Annotated in this window: 17 protein-coding genes; 11 read left to right on the top strand and 6 right to left on the bottom strand. The window is 62.1% G+C overall.

The features are described from left to right. The first annotated feature begins 44 nt into the window (after positions 1 to 44). Positions 45 to 233 (top strand): hypothetical protein, encoded by a 189-nt coding sequence (locus GC162_03740; protein MBI1367746.1) that lies wholly within the window; start codon positions 45 to 47, stop codon positions 231 to 233. Positions 234 to 239: 6 nt separating this feature from the next. Here GC162_03740 and GC162_03735 read toward each other — a convergent pair whose 3' ends face one another. The 3 genes from GC162_03735 to GC162_03725 form a co-directional block, all read right to left on the bottom strand. Next, positions 240 to 1,076, bottom strand: coding sequence for a histidinol-phosphatase HisJ family protein (locus GC162_03735; protein MBI1367745.1), 837 nt, complete (start codon positions 1,074 to 1,076; stop codon positions 240 to 242). Between the two features lie 103 nt (positions 1,077 to 1,179). After that, the gene (locus tag GC162_03730; GenBank protein ID MBI1367744.1) at positions 1,180 to 1,770 is read right to left on the bottom strand and encodes a hypothetical protein; all 591 of its coding nucleotides are present in this window, start codon (positions 1,768 to 1,770) and stop codon (positions 1,180 to 1,182) included. Between the two features lie 154 nt (positions 1,771 to 1,924). Further along, positions 1,925 to 2,245, bottom strand: a complete 321-nt coding sequence (locus GC162_03725) for a hypothetical protein (protein ID MBI1367743.1) — start codon at positions 2,243 to 2,245, stop codon at positions 1,925 to 1,927. Between the two features lie 160 nt (positions 2,246 to 2,405). Here GC162_03725 and GC162_03720 point away from each other — a divergent pair, with 160 nt between their 5' ends. Further along, positions 2,406 to 2,969 carry a transposase gene (locus GC162_03720; GenBank protein MBI1367742.1) on the top strand — a complete coding sequence of 188 codons (564 nt, stop codon included), beginning with the start codon at positions 2,406 to 2,408 and terminating at the stop codon, positions 2,967 to 2,969. A gap of 1,087 nt (positions 2,970 to 4,056) precedes the next feature. Here GC162_03720 and GC162_03715 read toward each other — a convergent pair. Further along, positions 4,057 to 4,299: a hypothetical protein gene (locus GC162_03715; protein ID MBI1367741.1), complete on the bottom strand. Its 243-nt coding sequence runs from the start codon at positions 4,297 to 4,299 to the stop codon at positions 4,057 to 4,059. A 58-nt stretch (positions 4,300 to 4,357) separates the two neighbouring features. Continuing rightward, entirely contained in the window at positions 4,358 to 4,678 is a 321-nt protein-coding gene (locus GC162_03710; protein ID MBI1367740.1) for a hypothetical protein, read from the bottom strand. Positions 4,679 to 4,982: 304 nt separating this feature from the next. On the opposite strand from GC162_03710, the gene GC162_03705 reads away from it, so the two are divergent. From GC162_03705 to GC162_03670, 8 genes are all read left to right on the top strand, one after another. After that, entirely contained in the window at positions 4,983 to 5,495 is a 513-nt protein-coding gene (locus GC162_03705; protein MBI1367739.1) for a response regulator, read from the top strand. Positions 5,496 to 5,669: 174 nt separating this feature from the next. Next, positions 5,670 to 8,537: a hypothetical protein gene (locus GC162_03700; protein ID MBI1367738.1), complete on the top strand. Its 2,868-nt coding sequence runs from the start codon at positions 5,670 to 5,672 to the stop codon at positions 8,535 to 8,537. Next, positions 8,428 to 8,661 carry a hypothetical protein gene (locus GC162_03695; protein MBI1367737.1) on the top strand — a complete coding sequence of 78 codons (234 nt, stop codon included), beginning with the start codon at positions 8,428 to 8,430 and terminating at the stop codon, positions 8,659 to 8,661. Before GC162_03700 ends, GC162_03695 begins: the two co-directional genes overlap by 110 nt. A gap of 16 nt (positions 8,662 to 8,677) precedes the next feature. After that, entirely contained in the window at positions 8,678 to 9,331 is a 654-nt protein-coding gene (locus tag GC162_03690; protein MBI1367736.1) for a sigma-70 family RNA polymerase sigma factor, read from the top strand. Then, positions 9,324 to 10,889, top strand: a complete 1,566-nt coding sequence (locus GC162_03685; GenBank protein MBI1367735.1) for a hypothetical protein — start codon at positions 9,324 to 9,326, stop codon at positions 10,887 to 10,889. The genes GC162_03690 and GC162_03685 overlap by 8 nt, the downstream gene beginning before the upstream one ends. Positions 10,890 to 10,973: 84 nt before the next feature. Then, entirely contained in the window at positions 10,974 to 11,702 is a 729-nt protein-coding gene (locus tag GC162_03680; GenBank protein MBI1367734.1) for a hypothetical protein, read from the top strand. Then, positions 11,699 to 12,499 (top strand): prepilin-type N-terminal cleavage/methylation domain-containing protein, encoded by an 801-nt coding sequence (locus tag GC162_03675; protein ID MBI1367733.1) that lies wholly within the window; start codon positions 11,699 to 11,701, stop codon positions 12,497 to 12,499. Before GC162_03680 ends, GC162_03675 begins: the two co-directional genes overlap by 4 nt. Positions 12,500 to 12,519: 20 nt before the next feature. Continuing rightward, on the top strand, positions 12,520 to 13,005 hold the full coding sequence (locus GC162_03670; GenBank protein ID MBI1367732.1) for a hypothetical protein: 486 nt from the start codon (positions 12,520 to 12,522) through the stop codon (positions 13,003 to 13,005). 324 nt (positions 13,006 to 13,329) lie between these two features. Here the strand turns inward: GC162_03670 and GC162_03665 are convergent, their stop codons facing one another. Continuing rightward, entirely contained in the window at positions 13,330 to 13,524 is a 195-nt protein-coding gene (locus GC162_03665; protein ID MBI1367731.1) for a hypothetical protein, read from the bottom strand. Positions 13,525 to 13,696: 172 nt separating this feature from the next. Between GC162_03665 and GC162_03660 the strand changes: the two genes are divergently transcribed. After that, on the top strand, positions 13,697 to 16,462 hold the full coding sequence (locus GC162_03660; GenBank protein ID MBI1367730.1) for an MMPL family transporter: 2,766 nt from the start codon (positions 13,697 to 13,699) through the stop codon (positions 16,460 to 16,462). The last annotated feature ends 172 nt before the right edge of the window (positions 16,463 to 16,634 follow it).

Here is a 16,634-nt window from a genome sequence, read left to right as displayed (position 1 = left end):
CTTCAGCCGACCTGCCAATTGGAATGGTGATGGGGCTCGCGTTCATGAGCGGTTACGCGCGGGCGCAGTGGGCGCGATTGACGCCGCTGGTGCCGGCGGTGCTGTTGGTGGCGTATTCGTGGTCCGCGGCGGCGGCGGGTCGCGTGCCGTGGCCGATGGTGGGTATCTGCATCGGCGTCGGATATATGTTCTGGCTGATCGGTGACTGGGTGCGCGACGCCGAAGACAGATAGTTGGCGTCACGCATCGACGCGCTGCGCCGGCGTCAGACTCGCCCGCACGGCGTCAATCGGCAGTTCATGCCGCTTGCGGTCGATGAAATGATTGATGTGCGTGTAGCCGGCTTCGGTGAGGCGGTCGCACGCATCGACGAAATTCGCCGCGACGCGCTCGGGCACATGGGCATCCGCTCCGATGACCACCGGAATCTTGCGGGCGCGCATCAGCTTGAGCATTGCGACGGACGGATTCATCTCGGGAATCGTCTTGTTGAGCCCGGACGTGTTGAGCTCCATCGCGCAGCCGGTGCTCGCGATGCGGTCGAGGGCGCGTTCGATGTGGGGCTGAATCAGATGAAAGTCCCAGTCGCTGGCGGTCATGTTCTTGACGAGATCGGGGTGGGCGATCGTATCGAACAGCTCGGTCTCGGCGGCCTCGGCGATCTGGTCGAAGTAGTTGATCTGCGTCTGCATCGGCGTGCCCATGCCGAAGCGGTGCACCCACACGTGCAGGAACGGATGCACGGAGCCGAGGACGTGATTGAGATTCAATGGCGCGAGCGTGTGGCGCACATATTCGAGATATCCCGGGAAATAGTCGCATTCCATGCCCAGCCGCACATCGAGCTTGCCGGCGAATGCGTCGGTCGCGCGCTTGACGATGCGGACGTATTCATCGACTTCGTCAGCGCGCATGCGTCCGGCGTGACCGTACGAATCGGGCATGGGGTTGTGACAGGTGAAGACGATCCCGGCGAGGCCGCGCTTGTAGGCGAACATAGCGTACTCCTCCGGCTCGCCGGCGGCGTGGCGGCAGAGGGGGGTGTGACAATGCTGTTCGTAAAGCAGGCGGGGCATGCGGGCGTCCTCGGGCGGAATGGGATTGTTGACGCCTGCGCCGGCGATTTCCACCATCCGTCCGATCAGGCGTTTCTCCTGACCCGCCCGCCGCTCGATTGAATTACTTGGCGTCTTCGCTCGTGACCATCTCGACCGATGCGATCGAGCCGTTCTGCTCGAGATTCTTGTCGTAGTGCAGCGTGACGCGAAGCAGCGTGCCGCTGGCGCCCTTGATCGTCGCCGTCGGAGCATTGCAGTAGCCCGAGCCCAGGTCCGTCATGACGATCCGCTTCACCTTTGCGTCCTCGACGATCGCATACCCCTTCGCCTCGCGCGTCGGCCAGATCCTCCCGCTGTCCGGGCGAAACCGATAGTAATTCGCCACCTCGTCCAGCCGCTCGTTCGTCACGCCGTGCGGCCGCAGGACCTTCATCATCGCCTCCTTGTTCTTCCTCGCCTCCGCCTCCGTCGGCCCCCGCCCCCGCGCCGGCGTCACACCACTGAACGCCTCCCGAAACACATCCGTCTCCACCCCCAGCCCCGCCGCAATCAGCGCCACCGGCCGCCCGTAATCGTGATCCCCAATTTCGTGCCCCCCACTGAACACAATCGCCTGCTTCGTCTCATCCGCGCGTAACACCCCGGCAAATACGAAGATCGCCCCCATCGCCAGCGCCATCATGACCATCCCGTTCATGTAATTCACGCGCATGTCAAAGCTCCTGTGGTGAGAGGTTCATGCCTCCACATTCCTGACACGCACCACCCCGCCCCAATTGCGCAATTTTTGTAGGGCGGGTCATCGACCCGCGTCTTTTTTTGTGATGCACCCCATGCTCGGCACGGGGCAATGACCCGCCCTGTCGCTAAGGCATGGGCGGCGGTGTGACCCACCAATCGTCCCGCACACACAAAAAGAAAACCAGCACGCCCATCAATGCGATCAGCAGCACGACGCGGAACCACCGTGCGTTGATTTGCCATCCGCTTCCGATCCCCACTCCGATCGCGGCCAACATCGACGGGATGAGAAGCCTGCTCCCATTGCCGAACTGATCCCCCGGCGTCAGGATGCCCCACGTGAGGCTCCAAGCCGCGAATCCCACCACAGCCGCGACAATCGCGAAATTGATCTGCGCCAGTCGTGACACAAAAAGAGCCCTCGGCGAATGTGTCGACCACATCATATGCATTGAGTTTCGCAGGGCGGGTCATCGACCCGCGTCTTTTTTTGTGATGCGCCCCAAGCTCGGCGCGGGTCAATGACCCGCCCTACATGGATCGCCGCCTGTCTTGACGTAGGGCGGGTCATTGACCCGCGTCTTGCGCCATCCGATGATGCGATCCATGCCCTTCTACCGTCGCAAGCGTCTGCAAGGCGGAACATACTTTTTCACTCTCGTCACTGCTCAGCGTCAGCCCATACTCACCACCGATACCGCTCGCGTGATGCTGCGTCGCTGCATCACGGAGGCGCGTCAAACGCGGCCGTTCGATGTTTTGGCGTTCGTGCTGCTCCCGGATCATCTGCATACGCTCTGGACCTTGCCCGATGGTGACGCGGATTATTCGACACGTTGGCGTCACATCAAAGGCGCATTCACTCATCACTGGCTCCGATCCGGCGGCGCCGAGCGATCGGTATCACCGGGCCAGCAGCGTCATCACTATCGCGGTGTCTGGCAACCCCGTTTCTACGAACACACCATCCGCGACGAAGACGACCTGCGAGCGCATGTCGAGTACATCCACTACAACCCCGTCAAGCACGGTCTGGTCGCATGTCCCAAGGACTGGTTCTGGTCGAGCTTTCATCGCTATGTCGCCGACGGGATTTACTCCATCGACTGGTGCTGCGGCAACGAATACCCGCAACCCGCATCCGTCCCCACCGGCAACTGGCTCGAGTAGAGCAGGTCATCGACCCGCGTCGTTTTCTTGCGATCCGCCACAAGATCGGCGCGGGTCGATGACCCGCCCTACGTCGCTTGACCACAGTCAACATGTAACCTTAAAATGATGGTAGAATTATGAAGCTGGGGGTCTCATGTCTGCTCTCAAATGTCCAAGTTGCAATAGAGTATTTCAGCCACCTCAAAATCAGCGCCCTCGCCAGATGCGGTGCGGTGCTTGTGGAGCAGATATCCGTTTCAGTGGCAATGGCGTGCGATTGATCGAGGAGAATGTTGCTCGGAGTGGCTCTGGATTGCGGTATCAGTCGTTATTCGAGGCGGTTGGCGCATGCACAGCCGCCTTGGGGGTATTGGCAGTCGTCGTTGTATCCATATCGGCATTTTCGACCGTTCCTCAAGTACCCACAATTGATGATTCGAACGCAACTATCGGGCTATTAGGCGCGCATACATTCACAAGCGGAGAATCGAGAGAAATAAATCAATCCTATCTCGATACATTACGAGAGGCCGAACACTCCGAAAATGAATCGAATTCCTTCCCGTCTAACACTGCTGCTACCTCAATGCGGCATGGCGATTCGACGGAACCGATAGCCCCACAAGTAGCCAATTTCCAGACCCCATCCCGTTTTATTGGTCCCGCCGATCAAAGTCAACTTTTCGGTTCCGACTTCGATGACCGATCACCTTCGGTAGCTACAAGTAGACCAAACTCCGGCGTACAGTATTCGTCCAACCGCTATTACGATTACTACTATCGTCCACCTGTGGGCGAACACTATGTCAGTGGATATGTTCGTCGTGATGGCACATATGTTCAAGGCCATATGAAAACAGACTCCGATGACAGCTTCTGGAACAACTGGAGTTCAGAGGGCAACATTAATCCATATACGGGTGCTGTCGGTCATCGTAATACTTCCAGTGGACATTCGACGGGTGGGCCAATATATGTCCGCGGCTATGTGCGAAGCGATGGGACTTACGTATCTGGTCATTATCGATCGCGATAATCACGTGGGATATGCACCGTCCACCGTTTTTGGGGATCCTTCTGACGAACACGGTGTGCGGTACTCAACCTACTTGACTTTGCCGAAGAGTCGGCGGAAGGCGTCCTGCGACTTGGCGATCGACTCGGGGGTCAGAATGACGGACTTGGCCTTGGAGCGCGGATCGCTGATGAGCCCCTTTTGATGAAGCCGATCCAGCGCGTCCCAGTCGAGTCCCTTCCATGCCCGGCCCCCGTGCTCATCCACCTCATGAAGCGTCAGGTACAAGAGAGCCAGCACCGCTTCGTCAATTTTGTCGGTGTCGTAATCCATCGGTTTCATTATAGGTGCATAACGGGAGACGACGTGACAACAATCAGATTACGGCGGGTCAATCGCATGACGTTGATTCGTCGGCGAGCCAGTCCTGATGGGTGGTGAGGTCGTTCGCGAAACCCGCGGCGACGAGGACGTCGCGCCAGTCGGTTTGGGCGATGTGGACCGCTTCACGCAGCTTGTCGAGGCGGCCTTCGGAGAATTTCAGAGCGGCGAAGCGGATGCGCTCCAATGCGAACATGTCCGACTTCTCGCAGAACGGCAGATTGTGGCCGCACGCATCGACGAGCAATTGAGCGGCGAGGGGGCGCAGCGCCTCGTCGAACACGCGGTCGAGTCGGCGCTGTGTCTGCGGACTGAGGGGCGGACCGGGCATGGGACGCTCGCGGAGGGGTGTTGGAACGTGTGTGAGAAGGCGGAATTTAACGAGCCGCGACCGTCAGGGAGCGGTCACGGCGCCGCTCATAGGCGCAAGTTTCGACCGCTCCCTGACGGTCGCGGCTCGTCGATCAATTGCCTTCTCACACGCATCCTTAGATATTATCGCATCAATTCGACGGTAGAACACGCGTCGCTGTGGGGGCGAGTCGGTCGACTGCTGTGGATTTTTCAATGCGAGCCCCGCCGCTTATACTTTGGAAGTCGAATTTTGACCGGCCTGCCTACGTTGGAAGATACTCATGACTCAGACACCGCCGCCCAGTCCCGCGCCGTCCGCCGCCTCTGATGCGATCGAGCCGGACCTTTCGGATTCATCGATTTTGATCGTGGACGATAATCAGCAGAACTGCGAGCTGCTTCAGGCGTATTTAGAGGTGTTGCCCTGCAAGATCGCCACGGCGCACGACGGGATCGAGGCGCTTGCGATGATCGAGCAGAGCAAGCCCGATCTGATTCTGCTGGACGTGATGATGCCGCGGATGAGCGGATTTGAGGTGTGCCAGAAGCTCAAGACCGACCCGAGCACGCGCGCGATTCCGATCATCATGGTGACGGCCCTCAACGAGCTGGGCGACATCGAGCGCGGCGTCGAGAGCGGCACGGACGATTTTCTCACGAAGCCCGTCAACAAGCTGGAGCTGATCACGCGCGTCAAGAGCTTGCTCCGCGTGCGACACCTCAAGCGTGAACTGGACCGCACACTCGCCTACATCGAACAGGTCGAAACCGATCCGTCGCCCGACAAGGACTGATCGCCCCCGGAACCGGATCGGAATTGAGAACTCTGAATAACCACCAAGACACCAAGAACACCAAGGTGAAATCAGGGTTTTAATTCAACACGGCATTCCTTGGCGACCTTGGTGTCTTGGTGGTTCGATTCTTCACAGGCCCAATTGATCGTTCGCTCAACCAGGAGTTCATGTATGCCCATGCGTCATGTGGTCGTTCGTCGTGTTGTCCTTGTGATGCTGGGTCTTTTGGCGATGGCGCCGATCGCGCGGGCGGGGGACAAGCTCGAGTATCGCGTGCTCAGTCAGCGGCCGGACCGGTTGATCGTGCAGCTTCCCGACGGGCTGGTCGTTCTGGCGCAGCAGATCAAGACGGCGCCGGTGGCGTCGGTGCACTGCTGGGTGAAAACGGGGTCGGTGTACGAAGGCAAGTACAACGGGATGGGGCTGAGCCATTTTCTGGAGCATCTGGTTTCGGGCGGGACGACTTCGCACCGCAAGGAATCGGAAAACAACGCAATCCTCGGCAAAATCGGCGCGGAGACGAATGCGTCGACGAGCTTGGACAACGTGCGCTACTACATCAACACGTCCAGCGAGCACGTGTCGGAGGCGATCGACCTCATCAGCGACTGGATGAACAATTGTCAGATCGTGCCGGAGGAATATGCGCGGGAACGGGACGTGATTCTGCGAGAGTTTGCGATGGGGCGGGGCGAGCCGCAGCGGATTTTCTGGAAGGTGACGTCGCTGGCGGCGTATCCGAACCATCCGGCGCGCCATCCGACGATCGGCTACGTCGACGAATACATGACGGTGACGCGCGATCAGATTTATGATTTTTACAAGCGGATGTATGTGCCGAACAACATGGTGTTCGTGGTGACGGGGGACATTGATCCGGTCGCGGTGGTGAATCAGGTGGCGACGCTGTGGAAACCGTACCCGGCGAAGGGATTGCCGGGCGTGGTGCTGCCGGTGCTGGACCCGATCGCCGAGCCGAAGGAAGTCACGGGCTATGCGGATGTGGACCGCCCGCGTCTGCGGCTGGTGTGGCAGGGCGTTCGGCAGGGCAATACGGACGAATACGCGCTGGACATTCTCACGAGCGTGCTGGGCGACGGGGAACTGAGCCGGCTCAATAAGACGGTGCGCGATGCGGACGGATTGGTCACGAGCATCGACGCGTACAACTACAGCGAGCCGTGGGGCAAGGGGCTCATCGGCATCGACGCGACGTGCGAATCGGACACGATCGACAAGGCGAAGGAGGCGATCCTCGCGCAGATCAGCCGGTTGTACGTGGAGGGCGTGACGGAGGAGGAAGTCGCGCGGGCGAAGCGCAAGGTCGTCGCGGGGGCGACGTACGAATCGCAGACGGCTTTCGCGGCGGCGGAGCGGCTGGCGAGCGATTTCATCAACACGGGCGACCCGGATTATCTGGATCATTATGTCGAGCAGCTTCAGCAGGTGACGATCGAACAGGTGACGGCGGCGGCGAAGAAGTATCTGGATCCGCAGCACATGGTGACGGCGAAGCTGCTGCCGCAGAAGAATGTTCAGCCGGAGCTGAGCCGACCCAAGGAGGCGGAGCCGGACCCGCGTTTGGCGAAGAAGGGCGAAGTTTATTTGATGGATTTGGACAATCAGGCGCTGGTGAAGGAGATGATGTCGGAGTCGCAGAGCACGGCGGCGGCGCCGGCGACGGTGATCACGCCGGTGAAGATGGTGCGTCTGCCCAACGGGCTTCGGTTGATCGTGCAGAAGAACACGCGGCTGCCGATCGTGTCGATGCAGTGGTATCAGCTTGGCGGATTGATGGCCGACGCGCCGGGGCATGAGGGTGTGGCGAACGCCATGTGCGACATGCTCACGCAGGGCGCCGGCGACATGAGCGCCGACGACATCGCCCGCAAGATCGAAGACCTGGGCGCGCAGCTCAATTCCGAATGCGGCAACAGCACTTTTTATGTCAGCGCGCAGTCGCTTTCAAAGGACTGGCCGACGGTGCTGTCGATCATGTCGCAGATCGTGACGCATCCGACGTTCGACGAGGGCGAATGGGCCAAGATCAAGCCGCGGCTTCTGGCGGAGGCGGGCTCGCTCAACGACACGTGGTACCAGCAGGTTCGCAATTCGGTGCGGGCGGCGTACTTCGGGCCGGACAATCCGTGGTCACAGGCGACGGTCGGTCGGACCGGCGTGATCGAGAAGCTGAGTGCGGGGGACCTGAAGGCGTTTTACGCCGACCACATCGCGGCGTCGGACAGCGTGCTGGCGGTGTTCGGCGACGTCGACGAAGCGCAGGTCATCGCCGAGGCGACGAAGTTATTCGCCGACATGCCGGGCAAGGCGAAGGTTCCGTTCAAACCGCTCGACACGAAGCAGGCGGAATCGAAGATCGTGCAGGTGACGAGCACGAAGGACCTGGTGGCGGTGCAGATCGCGTACGGGCCGGGCATGGCGCGGCAGAACCCGGACTATGCGGCGCTTCAGGTGATGAATCAGGTGATGAGCAGTTTCCCGGTCGGCTGGTTTGATCAGGCGCTGCGCGGCGAAGGGCCGGGGCTCGTTTATGCGGTCGGGTCGGGGATCATGACGGGCGTCGCGCCGGGGTATTGGGCGGTGATGTTCAACACGAAAGTGCCGACGACGCACGAAGCGATGTCGCGGGCGCTGGCGGTGGTGGATCGCATCCGCAATGAGACGATCGACGCGGCGACGCTCGACCGGGCCAGGACGGCCGTCATCGCCGGCGAGGCGAGCGACATGCAGTCCAACGGGCAGCGTGCGTCGATGGCGGCGCTTAATGAGCTTTACGGTCTGGGCTATGCGGCCGGCGACAAGACGATCGCGCAGCTCAAGGCGGTGACGGCGGCCGATGTGCACCGCGTCGCCAACACGTACCTCAAGACCCCGCTGGCCGTCGTGCTCACGCCCGAGCCGTTCAAGGATGGCGACCTGCCTTCGCTCAACGCTTCGCCGACCCCGGCGTCCGCTCCGGCCCCGAAGGCCGCGGAGCCCGCCGCACCGCCCGCCTCGTCGCCGAAGGCGGACAAGTGACCGGGAACTGGCCATCGACACGCATCGACCTCTGACACCCATGACAAACCGCCGGCCCTTGGTCGGCGGTTTTTTCGAGGACGCATGCCCTTTTTTTGCCTTCGGGCCTGATCGCCTAAAATGATGGTGGCAATTGTTTTATGGCTGTGCGCTGCGATTGTCGGCGGCGAAGACCCCAAAAACCTTTTCGCCGGATGTCCAGAATCGTGGGCTCCGCATCGGTATGTCTATGGAGGACGGGCCGCGATTCATTTGCCGCGCGGCCGAATGACATGAACCAACAGCAAATCGTACACAACCTGCTTCAGCAGCGCGTCCAGCTGACCGGATACATCTGGGCCATCGTGCGGGACGCGCACCGGGCCGACGATGTGTTTCAGGAACTGTGCCTCAAAGCGATGGCCAAGGCGGACGAGATCAACGATCCGCCCCATCTGCTGGCCTGGTCGCGGACCGTCGCCCGCGGGCTCGCCCTCGATCTGATTCGCAAGTCCGATCGCCGCCGGCTGGTGCTCGACGAGCGCGTGCTGGACATGCTCGAAGCAGAGTGGGATGAACATGCTCAGCCCATTTCGGCGGAGATGAGCGAGGCGCTGGAGCATTGCGTCAGTCAGCTTTCGGAGCGCGTGCAGCAGATGATTCACGCGCAGTACACGGAAGGGCTCGCCACTTCGCAAGTCGCGCAGAAAGTCGGCATGAGCGTCGCGGCGGTCTACAAGGCGCTGGCCCGGTCGCATCAGTTTCTCAATGAGTGCATGAAGCGACGCATGGCGGGAGGGTCAAGCGGTGTCTGAGCTCTCCCTCAATCTGATGGATTACGCCGTTCGCTACTTCGGCTCGGAGATGTCGGCGGGCGAGATGGATCAGCTCAACGAACAGCTTCTCAATAGTTCGGAGAGTCGTCGCCAATTCGTCGCGCTCTGCACGCAGGTGCAGCAGCTCATCAACCGCGGGCAGATCAAGCCCGCCGGTTTGTCGGCGGATGTGCCGGATGTTCTGATCCTCGACGAGCCGCGACCGATTTTCCGCCGCGCGGTCGCGGTGCTGGCGATGGCGGCGGCGATCGCACTGGTGTGCGGCGTGTGGCTGGCCACATTCTCAAAGAGCGATCGTCATGACGCGCCCGCAACGGACGGCCCTTCGTCTTCGGTCGCCATGCTCACCAACATCGACGGCGCCGAATTCGCCAATCCGCAGATGAACGACAAACTCGGGCAGGACCTTTCGCGCGGCCCGATCGAACTGACGGCGGGCAAGGCGCAGGTCATGTTCCGTTCCACGGCCGTCGTCGATCTGTCCGGTCCGTGCGAATTTGAAATGACCGGCCCCAACCGCGGGCGACTCACTTCGGGCATGCTCCAGGTGCTGGTCCCCGAAGCGGCACATGGTTTCACCGTCGATCTGCCGGACGGTTCGCGCATCGTCGACCTGGGCACGCAGTTCGCTGTCCGCGTGGGAACGGACAAACGGGCGGTGGTTCAGGTGCTTGAAGGCGTGGTGCGCCTCGACACGCCGACGGCTTCGCAGACGCTCCGAGCGGGTTGGACCCGGCGGATCGTCGACGGGCGCGTCGAGGTGGTGACGGATTCGGCGGAGCTTCTGGTGCTGCCACCGACGCCGGCGATCGACGCACGAGCGTTCATCGCAGCGGTCCGTGCGCTGGGGCCGATCGCGTATTGGACCGGCGGCGAAGCGGTGAACGGCCAGGTGAAGGATGTCATGTCGGGTCGGCCGGCTCAGGCGCTCGGTGCGCTCGCCGCGGGCGGAACGCAGAGCAATCCGAATTTCATCTTTGACGGCCACACCGCCCTGAGCATCGACAATGACGAATCGCTGCTCAATCCGGGCAACCGGCTGACGCTGCTGGCGTGGGTCCGCCTCGACAGCGCCGACCCGCAGGCGATCATTCACAACTGGAGCGGCGGGAACGGGTATACGCTCGAAATCTTCGAAGGCCGCCCGGCGTTCGCGGTTGGTCTGATGCGCGATGGCAACTTTGCCGGGATCGCCGACGCCAATGCCGTCGAGCCGATGCCGACGAAGCGCTGGGTGTTGCTTGCGGGCGTGTACGACGGGGCGAAGGTACGGGTGTACATCGACGGTCGGCTCGCCGGCGAGAAGGCGGTCGCGGAGCCGGACCTGCGCGTGTTCCGCGCGGCCGGTCCCGTGATGATCGGCCGCCGAAGCGATATGGAAGACGGTTACGTTCAGGGGGCGATCGATGAAGTGGCGGTGTTGAATCGCGCCTTGAGCGCGGAGGACATCGCGGGATTGATGAGGCATGCTCGCGACGGCGGTTCGCCCGCCGCCGGGCTGGAGGCGCCCAACTTTGGAATCAAGTCCGTCAAGTGATGAGGCGAAGCTTCGCGGCGGATGGTCCGTCCGCAAAGTTTCAGCAAATCCGGTACGGCGGACGTTGAAAGGAAGAATGTGAGTATGAGAACCCAATTCATCCAAGTCGCGATCGCATTGTGCCTCGGGCTCTGCGTCAGCTCGGCCCGAGCGGGGTACTTCGGGGCGTTTATCGACAATGGCGATGTGTATACATGGAGCAGCGCGGGCGACTTCGCCACCAATACGGGCGGCGTGCTCGTCGGCAATCGGTCCGCCGGCGGCAACGGGACGAACACGACCGTGATGGCGGGTCCCAATGGGGAAATCTACGCCTGGTTCGACAACGGCGACATGTGGACCTGGTCCTCCGTCGCGAACTTCCAGTCCGACATCGGCGCGTCTTTGCTCGGCAATCGCGGCATCGATCAGAACGGCATTAATAACTCACTGGCGATGGACAACGCGGGCAACGTCACGGCCCTCTTGTTCAACGGCGATGTGTGGACCTGGACATCCGCGGCGAATTTCCTGAGCAACACGGGCGCCGTGTTCCTCGGCTCGCGCGGGGGCTTCGGGCAGAACGGCTCGAATACGGCGATCGCTTCCGATGGCAGCGGGTTCTACGCCTTCCTCATCAACGGCGACGTGTATTCATGGACCTCGGCTGCGAACTTCGCCACCGACACCGGCGCGGCTTTCCTCGGCAATCGGGCGCCGCTCGGCGACGGGAGCAACTTCGCGATCTTCGCCACCAGCGTCCCGACCCCCGCGGCTCTGCCGGCGGGTCTGTCGCTGATGGGGCTGACGGTGCTGCGTCGCCGTCGTAAATGAGCAATCGTGTACCCCCAAGCGGTCGGACGGCGAAAGCCGTCCGACCGCGTTTCATCCGGCCTCCTGCATCGAGGAACGACACCATGCGACGACGCGCTTTTACGCTCATCGAACTTCTCGTGGTCATCGCGATCATCGCATTGCTGATCTCGATCTTGTTGCCCTCGCTGGCCAAGGCGCGCGATGTGTCCAAGTCGGTCGTGTGCGGCACGCAGCTCAAGCAGCTTTACATGGCGGCGGTGCTCTACTCGTATGACTACAAGAGCGAACTGCCCGGCCCGCGCGAGTGGGTGGACAACTCGATCGCGTGGTTCGATTCGTGGAAGACGCCCGCCGCCGTGACCAAGGGCACGCTCTACAAGTACACCGGCCAGAAGGACGCCCTGTATCTGTGCCCCAAGTTCATCGACGTGTGCCCCAAGGGCGTCACGCCGGCGTTCAGCTACGCGATGAACATCTATTTCATTCTGCCGGGGCAGGTCGGCGCCAAGGGTTGGGCGGGGTATCCGAGTCTTCGCCGGACGACGGATGTGAAGCATCCGGCGAGTCTGATGCTCTTCGCGGAGCAGAATCCCTGGGTGACGTCGTACAACGGCAATGCGATGGACGACGGCTTGTTCGCCGCCACGCTGGACCCGAAAGTGCCCGGCCCGCCGTTCTCCGATGCGCTGGCGACCTATCACAACGGGGCCGATCTGGACACGGGCAAGGGCGACGCGGCGTTCGTCGACGGGCATGTGGCGACCCATTCGATCCTCGAAACCTACGACATCGCCACGCCGATTCAGTACCGCTGATGACCCGACAGGAAGACGTCATGACTGTTGATCGCCTTTGGGGCCCGACAAATTGGCAAAACTCCGCGCGACATGGGGAGGCGCGTCAGGTCATTTCGCGCCGATACGCGATGGCGCGGCTCACGATGGGGATGTTGGCGCCGACGCTGTTGATCGCGCGACCCGTGTGGGCCGATCCGGCGGAGCAGTCGTTTGAATGCGATGTGCCCGGCAACGGGTGGCTGCGCGTCGTGTATGCGCTCAATGAAGTGAGCGACTATCACCAGTTCAACCTCAGCGTCTGGGCCCGATACCGCGCGTATGGCGAGGATGCGGAACGCAGCATACTGAATCTCGGGCCGTTCAACCGGGCCACGCGCGACGCCACGCGCCCCACCAAGATCGCGCCCACCCATCTGCGCATCGCCCTTGCCGGCGTGGGCTTCCAATACCGCGTGCAGATTCAGTTCAAACCCGAAAACGGCAACAACTACACCGGGATCGGCGAGCAGTCCGGCACGTTTTAGTGCGGTTTGGCAAATCAAATAGCGTTTTCAACGAGCCGCGACCGTGAGGGAGCGGTCCAGGAACATGAATGGATGCGGGCTCGACCGCGTCGCTGACGCGCGCGGCTCGTTGGGGATGCGCGGCTGCGGACACGGCCCCGGCGAACATGAACCGGGCGGATACGAGGGAACCACCAAAAGACAAGCCGCCGGCCATCAGGTCGGCGGCTTGGTCTGTACTTCCCTCCGCACCGCGAACGGCGGGGGGCTTGGCGTTGAGGTCGGGGATCAGGGGTCGGGGATCAGAGGTCAGAGGTCAGACACTCCGCATTCCCCATTGCGCACTTACTTTTGTCGTGTCACCACGGCGGGAGTTTCGGCTCCGCGGACCCAGAGGTTGCGTCCGCCGCGCGGGCGGCGGAGGAAGCGCAGATGGCGGAGATAGCTTTTTAATGCAGTTTCGTTGAACTCGATGAGAAACTGCTCGCCGGCGGTGGGGTTGTAGTGTCGGATGGCGTCGATCAACTGGCGTTTACTCATGGGGGACGTTCCTTCTCAAAAGGTCACTGGGCCGAGGAGGATGATCGGCCGGGGGCGGGCGGATGCACGACGTGTAATATGTTCGGACGCAGGGGCGGCGCGTTATCGGAAGATGTGCGAGGTTGACGCACGTCGTCCGGTGCGGTCAACTACGCGACTGACTTGAACAGGGATGCGGCCGCACGTGGTTCACGACAAGCTTCGACACAATCTGCTGGGGGGGGGAGCCCGCTTCGTTTGCGATCGGCCGTGGGTTGTGCTGCTGGCGGCGGGGCTGCTTGCGGCGGCGTCGGTGGGGCTCACCGTGGCGCGGCTCGGATTCGATGCCGACCGCAATGACCTGATCAGCGCTTCGCTGGACTGGAACAAGAAGTACATCGAGTACCGCCGGCAGTTCTCCGGCTACGACTCGATCGCCATCGTCGTCCGCGTGCCCGGCGGGGAGGACGGCCGGTCGAAGGCGGAGGATTTCGTGCGGGCGACCGTGGCGAAGCTCGAACATCATGAAAGCGCCATCCGGCGCGTGTGGTGGGGCTACGACCCGCGGCAGATGTCGCCGATTCTCCTGCGGCTCGATCCGATGGACAGCTTCAAGACCCACCTCGCCGAAATGTCGCAGGCCGGTCCGATGCTCAAGGCCAGGAACTTCGGCGACCTGCTCAGCGCCCTGCCCGCCGCGCTGCAAAGCCAATCGAAGGACACCACCGCCGACCAGGCCGTCGAGATGATCGCCCAGTTCGGCACGCTGCTCGACGGCATCACGCAGGTGCTCGAAGGCGCCGACGCCGGTTCGACCGCGGCGGCGTTCGACCTGTCGGGGCAGAGCGATTGGCAGTTTCTGGACTCCGATGATCATCAACTGCTGTTCATCGAAATCGAGGGCGAGCCGTCCACGGACTCGGTCGACCAGTTCGAGCCGGCGGTGCGGCTGGCGCGGGCGTCGCTCGAATCGACCATGAAGCAAATGCCCGGCATCGACGCGGGGCTCACCGGCGTGCCAGTCATCGAAGCTGACGAAACCAACATGTCGATGCGCGATTCGACCTGGTGCTCGATCATCTCCGTCGTCGGCATCGCCGTGCTGCTCATCGTCGCGTTCCACAGCTTCAGCATCCCGCTGATCATGGTCGGGGCGCTGATGGTCGGCGTGATGTGGAGCTTCGGGTACCTGACCCTGGCGATCGGACACCTTCAAGTCCTCAGCGTCGTCTTCACCGTCATCCTCCTGGGCCTGGGCATCGACTTCGGCATCCATATCGTCTCGCACTTCGAATTGATCCGCCCCAATCACGCCGAGGGCATCGCGGGATTCCGTCAGACGATGATCGACACGATCCAGACGACCGGCCCGGGCATCATCACCGGCGCGATCACCACCGCGCTCGCCTTCGGCACGACGCTCCTGACGGACTTTACCGGCATGGCCGAGATGGGCAACATCGCCGCCGTCGGCGTCATGCTCTGCATGCTCGCCATGCTCACCGTCATGCCCGCCCTCCTGCGCCTCTGCCGCCCGCAGCTTCGCCACAATCCCTCCGCCGAGGGACGCCTCATCGACATGCACCGGCAGGGTTGGATCATGCAGCTCATCCATCGCCCGGTCATCACCTGCCTCGTCGCCGGCGCGATCGTCGCGCTGAGCTTCGTCGGCATGGCGCGCGTGCGCTACGACAACAACCTCATGAACCTGCTGCCCGAAGGGCTCGCCAGCGTGCGGTGGCAGCAGCGCGTGCTCGATCACAGCGCGCAGTCGCTTCTCTACGGCGTGTCGATCACCGACAGTCTGGACGTCGCCAAACGCCGGGCGGAGCAATTCCGTCAGTTGCCGTCCGTGGCGAGCGTGGGCGGCGTCGGCCTGATGTTCCCGGCCGATGAGGACGAGAAGGTCGCGCTCATCGAGGAAACCCGCAAACAGATCGCGCCGCTGCTCGATAGCCCCGTGACGCCCGAAGCGATCGACGCGGGCGGATTGGCGCAGCGATTGACGGGATTGAATCTGGTGCTCTCGATCGCGCTGAATCGCGATGACGTGAAGGCGGAGCCGAAGGTGCATGAAGCGCTCTCGCAGCTATTCGACAAGGTGCGGCGCATTCAGGAAGTGCTCGCGGATGCGAAGTTCAAGGAACATGCGTCGGAGCGCATGGCCGCCCTGCACGGGCTTTTCGTGTCGCTTCAGACGAAGCTGCGCTGGCAGATCGACCAGTCGCTTCTGACGCGCCCGCTGCGCGTCGATGATCTTCCCGCCCTGATGCGCCGCGAGGTGGTGAGCATCGTCAAGCCGGTGCGGTATCAGCTCAAGGTGTATCCGAAAGCGAATGTGTGGGACCCCGGCGCGATGAAGCCGTACATCGAGGAGGTGCGCTCGGTGGACGGGAATTTCACGGGTTCGCCGGTACAGATTTACGAGTCGGGGCTGCTGATGCAATGGAGCTATCAGAAGGCGGGGGCGCTGGCGCTGATCGCGGTGCTGATCGTGGCGTACCTGGATTTTCTGCGGCTTGTCGATGCGCTGTTGTGCCTGTTGCCGGTGTCGGTGGCGTTCGTATTGACCTTCGCGATGATGTGGCTGTTCGATGTGACGATCAACCCGGCGAACATCATCGTGCTGCCTTTGATGTTCGGCATCGGCGTCGCCAGCGGCGTACACATCATGCATCGCTACCGCCAGAACCCGCGCCGCCGCCCCGCCGGGCTCAGCCAGGGCACGGGCAAGGGCATCATCCTCACCAGCGGCACGACCATTCTCGCCTTCGCCTCGATGCTCTTCGCCGAGCATCGCGGGATTCGCAGTCTGGGCTTCGTCCTCGCGGTGGGCATCTCGATGACGCTGATCGTGTGCATGACGATCATGCCCGCCGTGCTGGAGCTGCGCAACCGCATCCACGTCTGGCGCCGCCTGCGCCAATGGCGACGCGCCCAAGACGGACAATCCAAGTAAGCGGCGCGTCGAGGCCGAGGTCTTTATCACGAAGACGCGGAGACGTGAAGACACGGAGAAAACCAGAGGCGGTTTTTTTATCCATTTGATGTTCTTCTTCGTGTCTCCATGCCTCCGTGTCTTCGTGTCAAATCACTCATCACGAGAACGAAATGGCATCGACGGACGTATG

This window comes from Planctomycetota bacterium (genome assembly GCA_016125255.1).
Lineage (GTDB): Bacteria > Planctomycetota > Phycisphaerae > Phycisphaerales > Zrk34 > RI-421.
Note: the sequence above shows the minus strand (reverse complement) of the source record. Positions and strands in the feature narration are given on the sequence as shown.